The 14,254-nt window shown below is 68.9% G+C and carries 16 protein-coding genes and 1 pseudogene; 9 read left to right on the top strand and 8 right to left on the bottom strand.

From position 1 onward, the window contains the following. Positions 1–14: 14 nt before the first annotated feature. A complete protein-coding gene (locus ACP4J3_RS17050) occupies positions 15–308 on the top strand; it encodes a DUF6343 family protein (RefSeq protein WP_426535123.1) in 294 nt (97 codons plus the stop codon). Positions 309–355: 47 nt separating this feature from the next. Beyond that, positions 356–694 (top strand): hypothetical protein, encoded by a 339-nt coding sequence (locus tag ACP4J3_RS17045; protein ID WP_426535122.1) that lies wholly within the window; start codon positions 356–358, stop codon positions 692–694. Here ACP4J3_RS17045 and ACP4J3_RS17040 read toward each other — a convergent pair. The 7 genes from ACP4J3_RS17040 to ACP4J3_RS17010 form a co-directional block, all read right to left on the bottom strand. Beyond that, a complete protein-coding gene (locus ACP4J3_RS17040; protein WP_426535120.1) occupies positions 678–2,003 on the bottom strand; it encodes an erythromycin esterase family protein in 1,326 nt (441 codons plus the stop codon). The two genes, ACP4J3_RS17045 and ACP4J3_RS17040, sit on opposite strands and share 17 nt — an antisense overlap. 16 nt (positions 2,004–2,019) lie before the next feature. After that, positions 2,020–2,472, bottom strand: coding sequence for a hypothetical protein (locus ACP4J3_RS17035; protein WP_426535118.1), 453 nt, complete (start codon positions 2,470–2,472; stop codon positions 2,020–2,022). 112 nt (positions 2,473–2,584) lie between these two features. Then, a complete protein-coding gene (locus ACP4J3_RS17030; protein ID WP_426535116.1) occupies positions 2,585–3,181 on the bottom strand; it encodes an ROK family protein in 597 nt (198 codons plus the stop codon). Positions 3,182–3,345: 164 nt separating this feature from the next. After that, positions 3,346–4,569, bottom strand: a complete 1,224-nt coding sequence (locus tag ACP4J3_RS17025; protein WP_426535114.1) for an ROK family protein — start codon at positions 4,567–4,569, stop codon at positions 3,346–3,348. Between the two features lie 13 nt (positions 4,570–4,582). Further along, the gene (locus tag ACP4J3_RS17020) at positions 4,583–5,863 is read right to left on the bottom strand and encodes a sugar ABC transporter permease (protein WP_426535112.1); all 1,281 of its coding nucleotides are present in this window, start codon (positions 5,861–5,863) and stop codon (positions 4,583–4,585) included. Then, entirely contained in the window at positions 5,860–6,636 is a 777-nt protein-coding gene (locus ACP4J3_RS17015) for an ATP-binding cassette domain-containing protein (RefSeq protein ID WP_426535110.1), read from the bottom strand. Before ACP4J3_RS17015 ends, ACP4J3_RS17020 begins: the two co-directional genes overlap by 4 nt. Before the next feature lie 124 nt (positions 6,637–6,760). Next, positions 6,761–7,849, bottom strand: coding sequence for a sugar ABC transporter substrate-binding protein (locus tag ACP4J3_RS17010; protein WP_426535108.1), 1,089 nt, complete (start codon positions 7,847–7,849; stop codon positions 6,761–6,763). Between the two features lie 218 nt (positions 7,850–8,067). Between ACP4J3_RS17010 and ACP4J3_RS17005 the strand changes: the two are divergent. Beyond that, a pseudogene (locus ACP4J3_RS17005) lies at positions 8,068–8,424 on the top strand (ATP-binding cassette domain-containing protein); the annotation flags it as partial. 241 nt (positions 8,425–8,665) lie between these two features. Here ACP4J3_RS17005 and ACP4J3_RS17000 read toward each other — a convergent pair. Beyond that, the gene (locus tag ACP4J3_RS17000; RefSeq protein ID WP_426535223.1) at positions 8,666–8,926 is read right to left on the bottom strand and encodes a hypothetical protein; all 261 of its coding nucleotides are present in this window, start codon (positions 8,924–8,926) and stop codon (positions 8,666–8,668) included. A gap of 653 nt (positions 8,927–9,579) precedes the next feature. Between ACP4J3_RS17000 and ACP4J3_RS16995 the strand changes: the two genes are divergently transcribed. From ACP4J3_RS16995 to ACP4J3_RS16970, 6 genes are all read left to right on the top strand, one after another. Beyond that, positions 9,580–9,984, top strand: coding sequence for a DUF6416 domain-containing protein (locus ACP4J3_RS16995; RefSeq protein WP_426535106.1), 405 nt, complete (start codon positions 9,580–9,582; stop codon positions 9,982–9,984). Positions 9,985–10,892: 908 nt separating this feature from the next. Continuing rightward, a complete protein-coding gene (locus ACP4J3_RS16990; protein ID WP_426535104.1) occupies positions 10,893–11,099 on the top strand; it encodes a hypothetical protein in 207 nt (68 codons plus the stop codon). A gap of 145 nt (positions 11,100–11,244) precedes the next feature. Then, a complete protein-coding gene (locus ACP4J3_RS16985; protein ID WP_426535102.1) occupies positions 11,245–11,703 on the top strand; it encodes a hypothetical protein in 459 nt (152 codons plus the stop codon). Continuing rightward, entirely contained in the window at positions 11,700–12,527 is an 828-nt protein-coding gene (locus tag ACP4J3_RS16980) for a non-ribosomal peptide synthetase (protein ID WP_426535100.1), read from the top strand. Before ACP4J3_RS16985 ends, ACP4J3_RS16980 begins: the two co-directional genes overlap by 4 nt. Positions 12,528–12,595: 68 nt before the next feature. Next, complete coding sequence (locus ACP4J3_RS16975; protein ID WP_426535098.1) at positions 12,596–13,477, top strand: asparagine synthetase B family protein; 882 nt, start codon at positions 12,596–12,598, stop codon at positions 13,475–13,477. 38 nt (positions 13,478–13,515) lie between these two features. Beyond that, positions 13,516–14,157 carry a LysE family translocator gene (locus ACP4J3_RS16970; RefSeq protein WP_426535096.1) on the top strand — a complete coding sequence of 214 codons (642 nt, stop codon included), beginning with the start codon at positions 13,516–13,518 and terminating at the stop codon, positions 14,155–14,157. Positions 14,158–14,254 lie beyond the last annotated feature (97 nt).

Here is a 14,254-nt window from a genome sequence, read left to right as displayed (position 1 = left end):
GAAACCGGTCCCCGGTGCCGCGCTCACGCTCCGGCTTCATCGGCCGGCGCTGGGAGCGCACGGGCACCGAGCCCATCACCGCCCGTAGCGCTCTGGGGCTGCGGCTGTTGCTGGCCGTGTGCTTCACGCCGCTCTTCGTGGCCGCGACGGTGCTGTTCGCCCTGTGGTCGGCGCGCGCAGGGCCGGACAGCAGCCCGACGGCCTCACAACTGGCGGTCGTCACCGGACTGTGCGCGGTCTTCGCCGTCTTCTCGGCGGTGGACCTGGCCGTGGTCCTGCGCCGCCGACGCAGGGAACGCCCTCGCTAGGCCCTGTACGCAGGCGGGATGGGCGCCGTGGATCTACGGTGGTCGAAGTGGCGCCGAGCAGCCGAACCGCCGTAGCGGAGGAGACCACGATGGAGGAGCGCTTCGTCTGGGTGACGACCCGTCGCATCAAGCCGGGCACGCTGGAGGACGTCGAGAGGGCCTGGCGGCCGGTCACCCATCCGCAGGGTATGCGCCGTGCCTTCGCGTACTGGTCCGAGGACGGACAGGAGATCACCGGGGTGTCGTTCTGGGACTCCAAGGAGGCCTGCGACTCCTGGCGGACGTCCGACCTGGAGGCACAGCGGCGCACCGGCCTGGCCCCGTACGTCGTGGAGGAACGGGAAGGCTTCTACCACGGCCGCGAGCTGGTCATCCCTTCGCGGTGACCGTGGCTGAGCGGCCCACGTGGGCCAGGGGGTTCAGCGGGGTGACGGCGTGGGTCCGGTCGAGGTGGCAGAAGGCGTCGTACCGCTGGGCCAGGACCGTCGGCACGTAGTTGGTCACATGCTCGTACGACGGCCGGTACACCACGCCGATCGCACGGTGGCCGTGCTCCTGGTGGAACCAGGCCGGGCTGACGGTGGCGGGCCGCTGGAGCTGCACGTGCGGGAAGACGAACGACGCCCGCGCACCGGGCAGCGCGCGGTGCAGCAGATCCTCCAGGCTGCCGGTGCGGGCGGGCGGGACCTCCATGGTCCGGGGTGCGTCGCCCCACGCGTCGGCGGCGAGCACCGTACCCGTGAAGGAGCCGAAGCCGACCAGCACCACGCCCTGCCCCATGTGGCGCTCCCGGACGAGCTGGCCGAGGTTCACCATGCCGGTGTCGGCCATGTCGGTGGCGCGGGCGTCGCCGATGTGGGTGTTGTGCGCCCACACCACGGTCTTGGCCCCGGGTCCGTGGTGTGCCATGAGCCGGTCCAGGGTGTCGGCCATGTGGTGGTCGCGAATGTTCCAGGACTCGGGTCCGCTGTCGAGCATCGTCCGGTAGTAGGCCTCGGCTCCGGCCAGGATCTCCGCGTTCTGCCGGGCGGCGAACTCCGTGAGGGATCCGGCGGAGGCGTCCGTCCGGGCCGCCCGCCGCCGCAGTTCGGTGAGCAGGGACAGTACCTGCGACTCGCAGCCCTCGGGGACGATCCGGGTGGCGAGGGCGTAGGAGTGCGGGTCCCCGGCGTACGGTTCGAGGCAGCGGTAGGCCTCCAGGGCGGGCCCGACCTGATCGGGGTCGTGCTCGCGGAGGTGGCCGAGGACGGCGTGCAGCGACTCCCAGAGGCTGTAGACGTCCAGGCCGAAGAAGCCGACGCGCAGGTCGGGCGGCCGGTGTTCGTTGTGCCGGCGCAGTCGGCGGGCGAACTCGGCGACATCGGTGTTCCCCCACATCCATGCGGGCCACCGCCGGAGGCCGGCCAGGACCTGGCCGGGGTCCTCGGGTGCGCCCGGCGCGGCGACGAGCGAGCGGTGCACCGCCTGGCAGTCGGGCCAGTCGCCCTCCACGGCCACGAACGAGAAGCCCTTCTCCTCGATCAGGCGGCGGGTGAGCAGATCCCGGACCTGGTAGTAGTCGGCCGTGCCGTGCGAGGCCTCGCCCAGCAGCACATAGTGGGCGTCACCGATGCGGTCGAGGAGCGGGTCCAGCGCGTCGGGGCCGGTCAGGGGCACGGCTTCGTCCCGGATGCGGGACTCGTGGGTGTCGGGCACGGCGCCCTCCCGGTTGTCAGAGTGTTGCGTTCACGGCCAGCTCTTTCCAGGTCGTCTCCGTCTCCTCGGCGACGGGAAGGGGCTGCCGGCAGGGCGTGGACTCGTCGATGTCCGGTGCGCGGCGGCGCAGCCGGTCGGCCGTGGCCTGCGCGTCGTCCCGCCTCGAGACGGCCAGGAGCCGGAAGGGAGCCGTGGGCCGCAGCTCGACGCACACCACGGGCCTGCCGGGGTGTATCGCCACGAAGTCCTGTCCGCCGGGGTGGCTCCGCGTGCCGACGCACAGCACGTCGGGGGTCCAGACCCCGTGCGAGGGCTCTCCGCGCAGGGCACGCCACCAGGCGGGCTCCACGGTCACCCGGCACACGGCCGACAGCGGCACGCGCACGCGTCCGCGATGGCGCCCGGCAGCCCGCTCACGCCAGGACAGCCGCACCACGAGGTCGTCGTCCCGCACGAGAATCCGCGCCACGCCGGCTCCCTCCCTCCTGCTCCGCCCTCACTCCGCTCCGGTTCGCCGGGTTCCCCGTTGGGGCGGTCTCATGTGCCGCCGCCGGCCCGCAGCCCGGCATCGGCCTGGCGCGTCACCCGATCAGCCGAGCCACCTCGGCCGCCGGCTGTGACCGGGTCCGGGCGGGGCTGGACAGGCCGAGGCGGGTGAGGAACCGCTCCAGGGTGAAGGCCGCCATGCCCAGGGACACGGCGTTGCCGGGGATCCGGGACAGCTCGACGGTGAGGCCGGGCAAGGAGCCCGGGAGCACATGGCGGGGGAGCTCGTCCCGCATGGCGGGGACGAGCCACCGGGCCAGTGCCTTGGGCACCCAGCCGGTGAGGGTCACCTTCGGGACGTTGAGCAGATTGACGAGGTCGCCGAGAGCCGCGGCGAGACAGCGGCCGGTGCGCCGGACGAATTCCCACAGCACCGGGTCCCCCGCGGCCAGGCCGAAGGCCAGGGTCTCGGCGAAGTCCCGCTGCCCGGGCTGTCCCAGCGCCGGATGGGACGGGTCGACCTCGGCCAGGGTCGCCCGCAGGCCGGGCGCCCCGACGTACGCCTCCACACAGCCGCGCCGGCCGCAGCGGCACAGGCGGCCGTCCAGCACCAGCAGGGTGTGTCCCCATTCGCCGGCGTTGTTGGTGTTGCCCCGGACCTCATGCTGTTCCGTCGGTCTGCGCCGGCTCATGAGGCCCTGAGTCGCGACGGCCACTCCCAGGAGCACGGCGCGAGCGTGGACTCGGCGTTCACATCGGCCGCGTACGGCACGGTGTACGGCCGCAGGTTCCAGGCCTGGACCGTGTCGCCAAGACTTGCCTCGCCTCCGGCGCGGCCTCGATCCGCCAGGGCCCCTCACTGTGTCGTGTCGGCGGAACCGGTACGGGCCAACGTGTCCAGCGGGCCCGCGAGGAAGGTCGAGAAGGCGAGTTCGGCGGCGCCGATGAGCACGGCGTCCTCGCCGAGTTCGCCGACCCGGAGCCGCAGGCCCTCGCGGGAGGCGGGAAGGGCATGGCTGTTGATGCGGCTGCGGATCTGGGCGGCCGATCCGAGGAACACCTCGCGGAGCGTTCCGCCGAAGACGACGGTGCGCGGATTGAGGATGTTGACCAGGTTGGCGACGCCGATGCCGAGCCAGTCGCCGACGTCGTGCAGAGCCGCGCGGGCGCTGATGTCGCCCCGGTCGGCCGCTTCGACCACGGCGCGTACGGCCTCCCGGCCGGTGGCCGACGGGTCGCGCCGTGCGGCCTCCAGCAGGGCGCGCTCGCCGGCCTCGGCCTCGAGGCAGCCTCGCGCACCGCACCCACAGGGTCTGCCGCCACGGGGGTTTACGAGCATGTGCCCGATCTCCCCGCTGTATCCGCAGTCACCGCCGAGCAGTTGGCCGCCGGAGACGACGCCGCCGCCTATGCCGATGTCGCCGTGCAGGTACACGAGGTCCTGGCAGCCGGACCCGGCACCACGCAGGTGCTCGGCGAGGGCGGCGAGGCTGGCTTCATTGCCGACCGCCGCAGGAAGGCCGAGCCCCAGCCGACGCGTGAGGTCCTCGCCGAACTCCTCGTCCTTCCAGTCGATGTAGTGGGCGGCGCGGACGACGCCGTCGGGTTGACGGACCATTCCGCGGACCGCGGCGCCCACGCCGACGCAGGAGGTTCCGCGCCGTGCGGTGCCCGTCATCTGCCGGGCGAAGTCGGCGAGGACTTCGGCCACCTCGCCGGCGCCGCGCCGGCCGGGGGGCATGGGGGTCTCCTCCCTCCGGTCGAGGAAGACCCCGCCCAGGCCGATGCGCGCGGCGGCCAGCCGGTCCACACCGACGTCGAAGGCCAGGACGTACACCTGGTCGGACTCCGGCCGTACGACCAGGGAGGGCCGGCCCGCCCTGCCGGTGTCGCCGGGCAGTTCCTCGCGGACCAGGCCGGCCGAGGCCAGCTCGCTGACCAGGCCCAGGATGGTGCTGCGGTTGAGGCCCATGCGGTCGGCCAGGACGGCCCGCGACATGGAGCCGTCGATGTGCACATGACGGAGCAGGGTGCCGAGATTGTGCCGGCGAATCTCCTCCTGCGAGGGACCGGCTTTCATGGCGCCCCAGACCTCATCGTTGTGCGGCCCGGCGACGAGACAGCGCATCGACGCCCGCGGCCACCAGCAGAACCGAACCCGTGACAGCGTACTTGACCCCCGAGCTGTAACCCATCAGGCCCATTCCGTTCTGGATGACGGCGACGACCATGCCGCCCAGCACGGCGTCGACGACCCTGCCGCGACCGCCGAACAGACTGGTTCCGCCGATCACCGCGGCGCCGACCGCCAGCAACAGCACGTTGCTGCCACCGGTGTTGGGGTCGACCGAGTTGCCCCGGGACGCGGCGATGATGCCGCCGACCGCGGCCAGGGACGAGCAGATGACGAACGCGGAGATACGGATGGTGGCCACGTTGATGCCGGCCCGCCGGGCCGCCTCGGCGTTGCCGCCCACCGCGTAGATGTGCAGGCCGAACGACGTGCGCTGGAGTACGAACGTCCCGGCGACGAGCAGGACGGCGATGACCGGCACCACGATCGGCACGCCCTTGAGCGAGTCGACGATGACGTTGCGGCTGCGCTCCTGGTTGAGCAGGTGGACGGCGACCGCGCCGAGCACCGCCAGGCCGCCGATCCTGACCGCGAGCAGGGCGGGCGGAGCGGTGGCGAGTCCGCGCCGGCCGCGGTTGCGGTTCTGCCGGAACTGTATGGCCGCGTAGGCCGCGACGCTGACGGCGAGCAGCACCCAACCGAGCGCGGGAGAGAGGTTGTCGTTCGCGACGGCCAGGATCGTCTCGTCCCGGATCGAGATGTTGGTGCCCTCCTTGAGGAGCATCAGCACGATGCCCTGGAAGCCGAGGAAGGCGGCCAGGGTGACCACGAAGGAGGGGATGCCGACCTTCGCCACCAGGACGCCGAGCAGCAGGCCGATGACCGTGCCGGTGAGGATGGCCGCGCCGACGGCGCCGTACCAGGGCCACCCGTGGTCGGTGAGCAGGATGGCCAGAACGGCGGCGCAGACCCCGCTGGCGTACCCGGCCGACAGGTCGATCTCGCCGAGGAGGAGGACGAAGACCAGGCCCATGGCGATGGCGATGCTGCCGGCGCCCTGGGTGAGCAGGTTGGCGAAGTTCAGCTCGGACAGGAAGACCGGGCGCAGCACGGCGAAGAAGACGCAGAGGACGATCAGGCCGAGAACGGCGGGGAGGGCGCCCAACTCGCCGCCGCGTACCCGCTCGACGTAGCTGCGGGCGACCGAGCGCAGACTCGCGGTACCGGTCGCCGCGTTCTTGCTCGGCGTGCCGGAGTCGTCCGGCATCTCTGGCTTCTCGGGGGCGACGGCGGCGGTCATGCGGTGGCTCCGTTGGTGGTGGCGAGGCCGAGGTCTCCGCTGCGGCCCGAGGTGATGAGTTCGACGACCTGCGCGTGCGTCACGTCCGACGCCTTGACCTGGGCGGCCATCCGTCCCAGGTAGAGGGCGGCGATCCGGTCGGACACCGCGAAGACGTCGTTCATGTTGTGCGAGATGAGGACCACGGCGAGGCCGTTGTCGGCCAGCCTCCGGACGAGTTCCAGGACCTGCGCCGTCTGTGCGACACCGAGCGCGGCGGTCGGCTCGTCGAGGATGACCACCTTGCTGTTCCACAGCACGGCCTTGGCGATGGCCACGGTCTGGCGCTGGCCGCCGGAGAGGCTGGAGACCTGCTGGCGGATGGACTTGACGGTGCGGACCGAAAGACTCTCCAGGGTCTTGGCGGCCATCTCCTCCATCGTCGAGTTGTCCAGGACGAGTCCCCGGCGCTTCTCGCGGCCGAGGAACATGTTCTGCACGATGTCGAGGTTGTCGCAGAGCGCCAGGTCCTGGTACACGATCTCGACGCCGAGGGCCGCCGCGTCGCGCGGGCTGTGCACCTGGACCTGCTCGCCCTCGAACCGGTACTCGCCGCCGTCGATCGGGTGAATCCCGCCGATGCACTTGACCAGCGTGGACTTGCCGGCGCCGTTGTCGCCGACGAGGGCGGTCACCTCGCCCGGGTGGATGTCGAAGGACACGTCGTGCAGTACCTGCACGGGGCCGAAGCTCTTGTCGATCCCGCGCAGTTGAAGGATCGGGGTCGCTGTCATGGAAGACGGCTCCTTACGGTCGTGAGGTCGCGGGCCCCAGGGGTGTCAGGCATCCCCCGGGGCCCGCGGTCGGCTGGTCGCTCCGGCGCCTGAGGTGCCCGGTCGGACCAGCCGGTTCGGAGAGCTAGTTGATGCCGGCCTCGGTGCACAGGGCGGCGTACTTGCCCGTGCACAGCTCTTCCTTGGTGACGAAGCCGTCGGCCACGACGTCCTTGACGTTGTCCTTGTAGATGGCCACCGGCGTCTCCAGCACGGCTTCCACGTCGCGCTTGCCCTCGGGGTCGTGGACGGTCGCGTTCGTCTCGCCCTTCTCTCCCTTGGCCAGCGAGATGGCGAGCTTGGCGGTGGCGTCCGCCTCCTTCTTGACCGCCTTGTAGACGGTCATGCACTGGTCGCCCGCCAGGATGTTCTGCAGGCCCTGCACGGTGGCGTCCTGGCCGGTGACCGGGACCTCGCCGTTGCGGTTCTGCTTGCGCAGGACGGCGATGGCCGCGTTGCCGAGACCGTCGTTGGCGGCGAGCACACCGCCGATCTTGGGCTCGCCGGTGAGCATCTGCTCGAAGATGGTGCCGGCCTGGGCGTTGTCCCAGTCCGGGACGGACTGGTCCGGCCCCTTGACGTACTCGCCCGACTTGTACTTCGGGTCGAGGACGCCGTTGTAGCCCTCGGCGAAGAGGGTGGCGTTGTTGTCGGTCGGGGAACCGTTGAGCGTGGCGACGATCGGCTTCTTCGCCTTCATGTCGCTCAGGCACTTGCTGAGGCCCTCGCCCTGCAGCTTGCCGACCGCGGTGTTGTCGAAGCTCACGTAGTACTGGGCGGATCCGCCGAGGGTGAGCCGGTCGTAGTCGATCGTGGCGACGCCCTGCGCCTTGGCCTTGTCGAGTACGGCCTTGCCGGTGCCGCTGTCGAGGTTCACGATCACCAGGACGTTGACGCCACTGGTGATCATCTGGTCGGCGATGGTCTGGAACTGCTGCTTGTCGCCCTGCGCGTTCTGGATGTCGTAGTCGACGCCCGCCGCCTTGAACGCCTCCGAGAGGTACTTGCGGTCCGCGGTCTCCCAGCGCGCCGACGACTTGCTGTCCGGGAGGATCACGCCGATCTTCGGCTTCTTGCCGTCGGAGCTGTCCGCACCGGACGAGGAGCCGCCGCAGGCGGTGAGCGAGCTGACCAGAGCCACCGAGGCAGCGCTGATGAGGAGTCCCTTGCGCATGGGCAGGGTCCTTTCTGGTGTTACGGCCGGACGACCGGACGCACGAGGGTGAGGAGCGAGACGAGAAAGGTGCTCTCGGGGGGATTTGCCGGGTCTTGGATGATCCGCCCCGACTGAATGTTGTGAGCGGGAACTTACGACTCCCCGGAGGTTGTGCGCCAGGTCCGCGGCAGGCAAATTTGTCATCCGCCATAACAATCAGGTGACGTCGCCGAAACGTGGTGCTCACGACCTGGGTCTTGTCCGCTCTCGGGTCCGAGGCCTGGGGGCGTGTGCGGTTTCAGCGGGCGCCTGGCCGCCACAGATCACTTGCTGCGGCTCGTCCACCGGCGTATCGCGATGACCGAGGGACGGCACGACACGGGCCCCCTGGCCCACGACCCGCCCACCGACTCAGCGACGTGGGCGTGCTCGGTGCCGCACCCAGGAGAGCGCCCTGTTCAGCGGGTCGATATGGTCCAACATCGCGCTCAGCCTTCGTCTCCGAGGGCGGGAGCGCCCTGTCCCGCGGTCAGCGACAGCGACTGGCCCTCGCACGAGCGATCGCCCACAACCCGGCGATCCTCCTGCTCGACGAGGCCACGAGTCACCTGGACGTCGAGACCGAGCAGAAAGTCACGGCGAACCTGCGCACCCTGGCCTGTACCCAGGTCATCATCGCGCACCGCCTGAGCACGATCCGCGACGCCGACACCCTCCTGGTACTCGACCAGGCTGTACCTTGGTGGTCACGAGTGTGTCCGATCTGTCTGTCTGGCGATGGATGTTGGCGTGCTCGGCAGACGCCCCCGGTTGGACCGCGGGGGCGTCGTCGTCTCAGGCGGCAGCACGCACGGAGGCCTCGGCCAGAGCCGCCCTGTCACCGATCACCCGCACAGAGGCATCGCTCTCCCACAGCGCCTTGCCGTGCTGCTCGAAGACCTCGGCCAGCAGCTTCCGGACGGTCTCCTCCCTGAGTTCGGGAGACAGGCCGGAGGGCACGCACACCCAGATCCTGCCGTCCGGGCCGCTGTCCCCGAGGGCGTGGCCCCTGGAGCGTGGGGCGAGGCGCTGGTCCTCGACGACCTTCGCCTTCATGCCCGCGGCGACCTCATCAAGGGGAGGCAGGACATGCGGGGTCGCGCATTCCTCCGCCCTTGCGATCAGTTCGCCCTGGCAGGGGGTGTCGGTTCAGGTTCTGTTCAATGGTCTCGGTGGCTTCTTTCTCCGCGCGGAGGCGAGCAACCGGCTCGACCACGGTCAGGACATCGGTCTGCTGCTGCCGCTGGGGTATGCCTCCCTCGTCGTAGCGGTCGTGCTGGTCTCCTGCGCCGCCCTGGCGCCGAAGCGGTACGGCTGGGTGCGAACCGTCGTGTCGTTTTCGAGGCGCTTGCAGTGGTGGGCGCGTTGGCCGGGATGTTCAGCACGGGCACCCTCTCCGTCCTCCTCGGCCTGGCACTCGCCGTAGCGATCGCTGACGGGCTCACCGGCGAGAGGCGGGAGTGGTTCGATCGCTGACCCGCCGCCGTGCGCGTATCAACAAAGGGCCCCAAACAGCCGGCCAGAGGCCGAAGGGGGCAAGTCGGCGCCGGCAAGCGCCTGACCGACGTTGTTCCACGACTCCTGCCGCTCGCCTCGCCGCATGTGGTATGTGAACCGACCACACGAGCCAGTCAGAGAATCCAGCGGTCTCGTGGCGTGCCTGGTTCGGGGCAAAATGTAACGCTCAACGACGCTACGACAAGGGGAATGTGACGGTGTATCTGACCGAGGCTGATCCACGCTGGGCTTCACACTCTGGTGGAGAGGGACACCACGACGCCGCAGACTGGGGACCCGAGGACTTGGAGCGCGCTGCGGTGTTCCTGGCTGAACTCGCGCCGCAGGCCCTGCAGGTGTTCAAGCACCTGCTGCGCAATCCCGGCCGGGAGATCCACTGCACGGAGCTGGTGGACAAGGCGCTGGGTGGGCCGAACGACGTCGATCCGGCGCGCCGCGTGGCAGGCGTGCTGTCCGGGATGAGCAAGGCACGTAGCAACAGTGGGCGGTGCTATCCGTTCTATTGGTGGGAGGCCGCTGAGGGGAGCGCGGGCGCAACGTACGCGGTCCGTCCCTCAGTGGCGGCCGTGTTCCTGGCCGCTCAGCTTGGGCAGTGACCCGGTGCGACCGAGACCGAATCACCACGTGGACGTTCGCCACCGCGCTGTGACCAACGGTGCGCCGCCCACGGTGGCCCGGACCGCGCCGTAACGGCGATGCCCCCGGCGGTGGCAGCGTCGGCGCCCTGACCTCCTCCTACCTTCGGGTGTTGGTGCCTTCGGCAGGGTGGGCAGTGGTCACGTAGGTCATCGCGCTTGTGGAGGACAGGCCGAACAGCCGCATGATGAAACAGGGTCGACGGTCTCGCGGGCTTCGTCCAGGACGCGGTCGACGCGCGGTTTGGTGGCGTGCACGCCACCAAACCGCTGCAGAAGGCAGTAACAGGTGGCCCTCGGTGATCGGCGGCTTGGGGCAGTCGGCAGGTCTGCCGGCTGAGCAGAAGGTGAGGGCTCGTCCCAGGGCTTCTTCCACGGAACGGGCCCGCCGCCGACTACAGCGATAGCGCGGTTGCGCAAGGAAATCATCGCAGGCGCCACACCGGGCCACGCTCCGGCCATGCAGATCCGCACGGACGTGTCCTGCAGCACGAGGCCGGAGAGCTGGACGTGACGGGCCTATTCATTGCGATCAGCCGCGTCCGGCAGAAGCCCAGCGCCCGGCAGGTACGGTCGATGTTGAACATCACCTGGTACGGCCCGCCTCCGCGCCGCATGGCCACCACGCACGGGTGGCACACTTTTCGATGCGCGGCACGCCCTGCTCCGGAGTCCCCCTCAGCTCGTTCAGCGCCCTCGTGCACACCGACGCCCCTCCCGGCTGCGCCACGGACTCTCTCCGGTCAACACCCTTGATGGGAAAAGACTTTCCTTGCTCCGCGGTACTGGTTAAGCTAACACCTCAGAGGACCTGAGCACCTGAGCAGTTCTGCACGCAGCCAAAGCAAGCGAACAGGACAGATGTTTCGATGAAAAACGGGCAACTCGGCTCCCTGGCCGACGTACATGCAGTCGATGAGACGTTCAACGCGACACCTGCGGTCCGGCTCGGCACTCGCACCGACGCAGCATCGACGCAGTTGCAGCGAAAATCCATGGCGCTGACGGAAAGCCAGCCGCAGGACCTACAGCGCGCTGACGGTCCCAGGAAACTGGCGCAGGTCGCGGTCGCGTGAACTCCGTGAATGGACAACATGGATTTTGAGAACGTCAAGGGACAAGGCTCTCTGCCTCTCCGCCCTTGGGCCGTCGTCACACATTCTCACGACGATTGAGCATGATCAAACTCATCCCGAAACCGCCGAGCTTCGGAGGACAGACATGTCTGCAGCACGGGCCCTGCTGTTCCAGCCGCAGAAGGCCGAGCTTCTCGACGCGACGCTGCGCGATGGTTCCTACGCCGTCGATTTTCAACTCGCCGAGAATTTCGTCATCGAACTCCTCGGCCGACTCAACGAGACACCGATCGGGAAGGTCGAGGTCGGGCACGGTCTCGGCTTCGAGGCGGAACGATCCGGCTTCAAGGCCTGCAACATCGATCTCAAGCACTGGTGCAGGATCGCGCAGTCGGAGCTGACGGCCACCTCGTGGGGCATGTTCGCGCAGCCTGAGTTCAGTCGGCTCTCCACCCTCGCCGAACTCTGCGACCAGGGCATGTCCTTCGTGCGCATCGGTATGGAGCCCGAGCGGGTCCCGGACCACCTTGACTACATCGAGCGCGCCACCGCGATTTGCGGACCACGGAAACCACCATCTGCAACTTTCTCAGCGACGCGTTGACCCCGGACGACTGCACCGACTCCGTGCCGCTCGGCTCAGTGGTGGGCGACTGCGGATGCGGCATCCTCCCGTTGCCGACGACGGGCGGGGACGATCTGAACGGAACGCAGGCAACACGTGGCGAGCTCGTCATCACCGGCGAAAGCGTCGGGCTCGGTTACCTGACCCCGCAAGGTCTGCAGCCCTTCGTCGACAGCGACGCGAACCGGTTCTACCGGACCGGCGACATCGTCGAGCGCCGCGACGGACAGCTGTTCTTCGTCGAGCGGTTGGACCGGCAGCTGAAAGTCCGCGGCTATCGCCTCGATCCGGGTGAAATCGAGAACGCGGCCTGTCGGCTCGACGGCGTCGTGGAGGCGGTGGTGACCGCCGAGTCGTACGAGAATGCGGACGACTCCGCCGCCGACGCTCTGGTCTGCTACTACCAGGGCGCCGTCACCTCTCGGGCCTTGCGGGCGCACCTGGAGGCGGTCCTCGACTCCTACAAGGTCCCCTCCGTGATCCAGCGGGTCGAGGCACTGCCCTACACGCGAAACGGCAAGGTCGATCGTGACGCCCTCCGGGCAAGCCGTCATTACGCACCGGACGCGGGCGAAACCGCCGTACCGGAAGAGCAGATCCTCGCCCTGGTGCGTCGGCTCACCGGTGTCAACGACGTCGGCCTCGACGACAACTTCTTCGACATCGGCGGCGATTCGGGCTCCACGGTGATCCTCGTCAACAAGCTGAAGGAACTCGGATGGATGGACGCCGGCGTCCGGGACGTACTCCGAGCGGAGAACCTGAGGGGCCTTGTCGACGAACTGCGTGACCGGGGTGTGTGATCGCGATGTGTGGCGTGTGCGGGACCTTTTCCCCGAACGGTGGGATTGATCGCAGCGTTGCCGCTGCCATGCACTTCCGGCTCGTCCACCGCGGGCCCGACGAGACCTACTCTCTGAACACCGAGACGATCTCCGTGAAGCTCGGTCGCCTCGGCTTCACGGGACTGGTCGACGACTGGCAGCCGGCGGAGGATCACACCGGTCGCTACGTGGCCATGACGAACGGCGAGGTGTTCAACGCCAGGGCCCTTCGCGACACGGTGGGCGCTGACCGGCAGAACAACGGCGTCGACGTATCCGTTGTCCCGGAACTCGTCGCGCAGTACGGGATCGAAGGGCTCCGCCTCATGGACGGGCAGTTCGCCACCGTGGTCTTCGATCGTGCCGAGAATTCACTGTTCCTGGCCCGGGACCGGTTCGGCATCTGCCCGATGTACTACACCGTGACGGGCTCGGACGTTCACTTCTGCTCCGAGATCAAGCCTCTGGTGCAGTGCGTCGATCGGTCCTGGAAGGTAGATATCGGTGCGGTCGACCAGTACTTCTCGATGGGCAACATCGTCGCACCGCGTACGCTCGTGAAGGAAGTCCAGGCCGTTCCTCCGGGCTGCGCCGTCAAGTTCGATGCCAACGACCAGGAAACTTTGCGCTATTGGCGTTACGGCGAGTTCTCGCCGACCACGGAACCCGTGTCCGACGAGATGCTTCGAGAAAATCTGAAGCAGTCGATCCGTGACCGCCTGCACGCCGATGTGGAGATCGGCGCCTACCTGAGCGGAAGCTTCGACTCGACCGCAATTCTGGTGGAAGCAACGGCTCTCACCGGCCGGCCCTTCCGGACGTTCTCGGTCGTCTTCGACGATCCGGGCCTGACGAGGGACGCTTCCAGCGTGAAGTGCCTGCTGCATTCCTCTGAATTCGCCTCGTGGTTGCACGAGGTACGAGGCTGAGTGCCAGCAATGCGCCACTTGAGGCATCGGGAGGCACCATGAGGTCCGACATCCTCTCGGCGTGCGTCGCCTTCACGGCGACCGCCGCTTTGATCACCATCACCCCTGGGCCGGACAGCGCCCTCGTGCTGCGCTCCGCGCTGCGCTGGGGGCGCCGCACTGCGTTCATGACCGGGCTCGGAGTGTCCGTGGGGCTCTTGGTCTGGGGACTCACCAGCGCGGTGGGCGTGGCAGCGCTGCTGGCCGCTTCCCCCACGGGCTTCAGGGTTCTGCAGACCGCCGGAGCGCTCTGGCTCGTCTGGCTCGGTGTGCGCGCCTTGGCCACCGCGCGCTCCCAAGCCACGTTGCAGGACGAAGAACAGACCGGGGCGGCGGAGGCGTCAACCCGCCGGAGCTTCGCCACGGGGCTGTCGACGAACCTGCTCAATCCCAAGGCCCTCATCTTCTACGTCAGCCTGCTGCCCCAGTTCATCCCGCCGCACGCCCCTGTCTTCCCCCTGACGCTGCTGTACGCCCTGGTGCACGCCGTGCTGAACATCGCGTGGTTCGGGCTGCTGTCGTGGTGGATCCCGGCCGCGCGCGGGCTGATGCGCCGCGGCTCCCTGCAGGCGTGGATCGAGCGGGTGACGGGCCTCGTCCTGGTGGGTTTCGGTCTGAAGCTCGCCTCCGTCGTCATATGACCGTGCCTCCGGCCGCCGGACACACAAAAGGGGATCAGATGCCGTCCAGGCACGAAACGTCGGTCCAGGGAACGGGCTCCGCGACTCCCCTTCCTGG

This window comes from Streptomyces sp. UG1 (genome assembly GCF_049974585.1).
Lineage (GTDB): Bacteria > Actinomycetota > Actinomycetes > Streptomycetales > Streptomycetaceae > Streptomyces.
This window is presented reverse-complemented; position numbering and strand designations above follow the sequence as displayed.

What these genes read in the sequence shown, in the direction of transcription:
- ACP4J3_RS17030 (WP_426535116.1), bottom strand. Translation starts at nt 3,181, where the DNA reads ATGAGCCGGCGCAGACCGACGGAACAGCATGAGGTCCGGGGCAACACC.
- ACP4J3_RS17025 (WP_426535114.1), bottom strand. Translation starts at nt 4,569, where the DNA reads ATGAAAGCCGGTCCCTCGCAGGAGGAGATTCGCCGGCACAATCTCGGC.
- ACP4J3_RS17020 (WP_426535112.1), bottom strand. Translation starts at nt 5,863, where the DNA reads ATGACCGCCGCCGTCGCCCCCGAGAAGCCAGAGATGCCGGACGACTCC.
- ACP4J3_RS17015 (WP_426535110.1), bottom strand. Translation starts at nt 6,636, where the DNA reads ATGACAGCGACCCCGATCCTTCAACTGCGCGGGATCGACAAGAGCTTC.
- ACP4J3_RS17010 (WP_426535108.1), bottom strand. Translation starts at nt 7,849, where the DNA reads ATGCGCAAGGGACTCCTCATCAGCGCTGCCTCGGTGGCTCTGGTCAGC.
- ACP4J3_RS17000 (WP_426535223.1), bottom strand. Translation starts at nt 8,926, where the DNA reads ATGAAGGCGAAGGTCGTCGAGGACCAGCGCCTCGCCCCACGCTCCAGG.
- ACP4J3_RS16990 (WP_426535104.1), top strand. Translation starts at nt 10,893, where the DNA reads ATGAAAAACGGGCAACTCGGCTCCCTGGCCGACGTACATGCAGTCGAT.
- ACP4J3_RS16985 (WP_426535102.1), top strand. Translation starts at nt 11,245, where the DNA reads ATGTCTGCAGCACGGGCCCTGCTGTTCCAGCCGCAGAAGGCCGAGCTT.
- ACP4J3_RS16975 (WP_426535098.1), top strand. Translation starts at nt 12,596, where the DNA reads ATGCACTTCCGGCTCGTCCACCGCGGGCCCGACGAGACCTACTCTCTG.
- ACP4J3_RS16970 (WP_426535096.1), top strand. Translation starts at nt 13,516, where the DNA reads ATGAGGTCCGACATCCTCTCGGCGTGCGTCGCCTTCACGGCGACCGCC.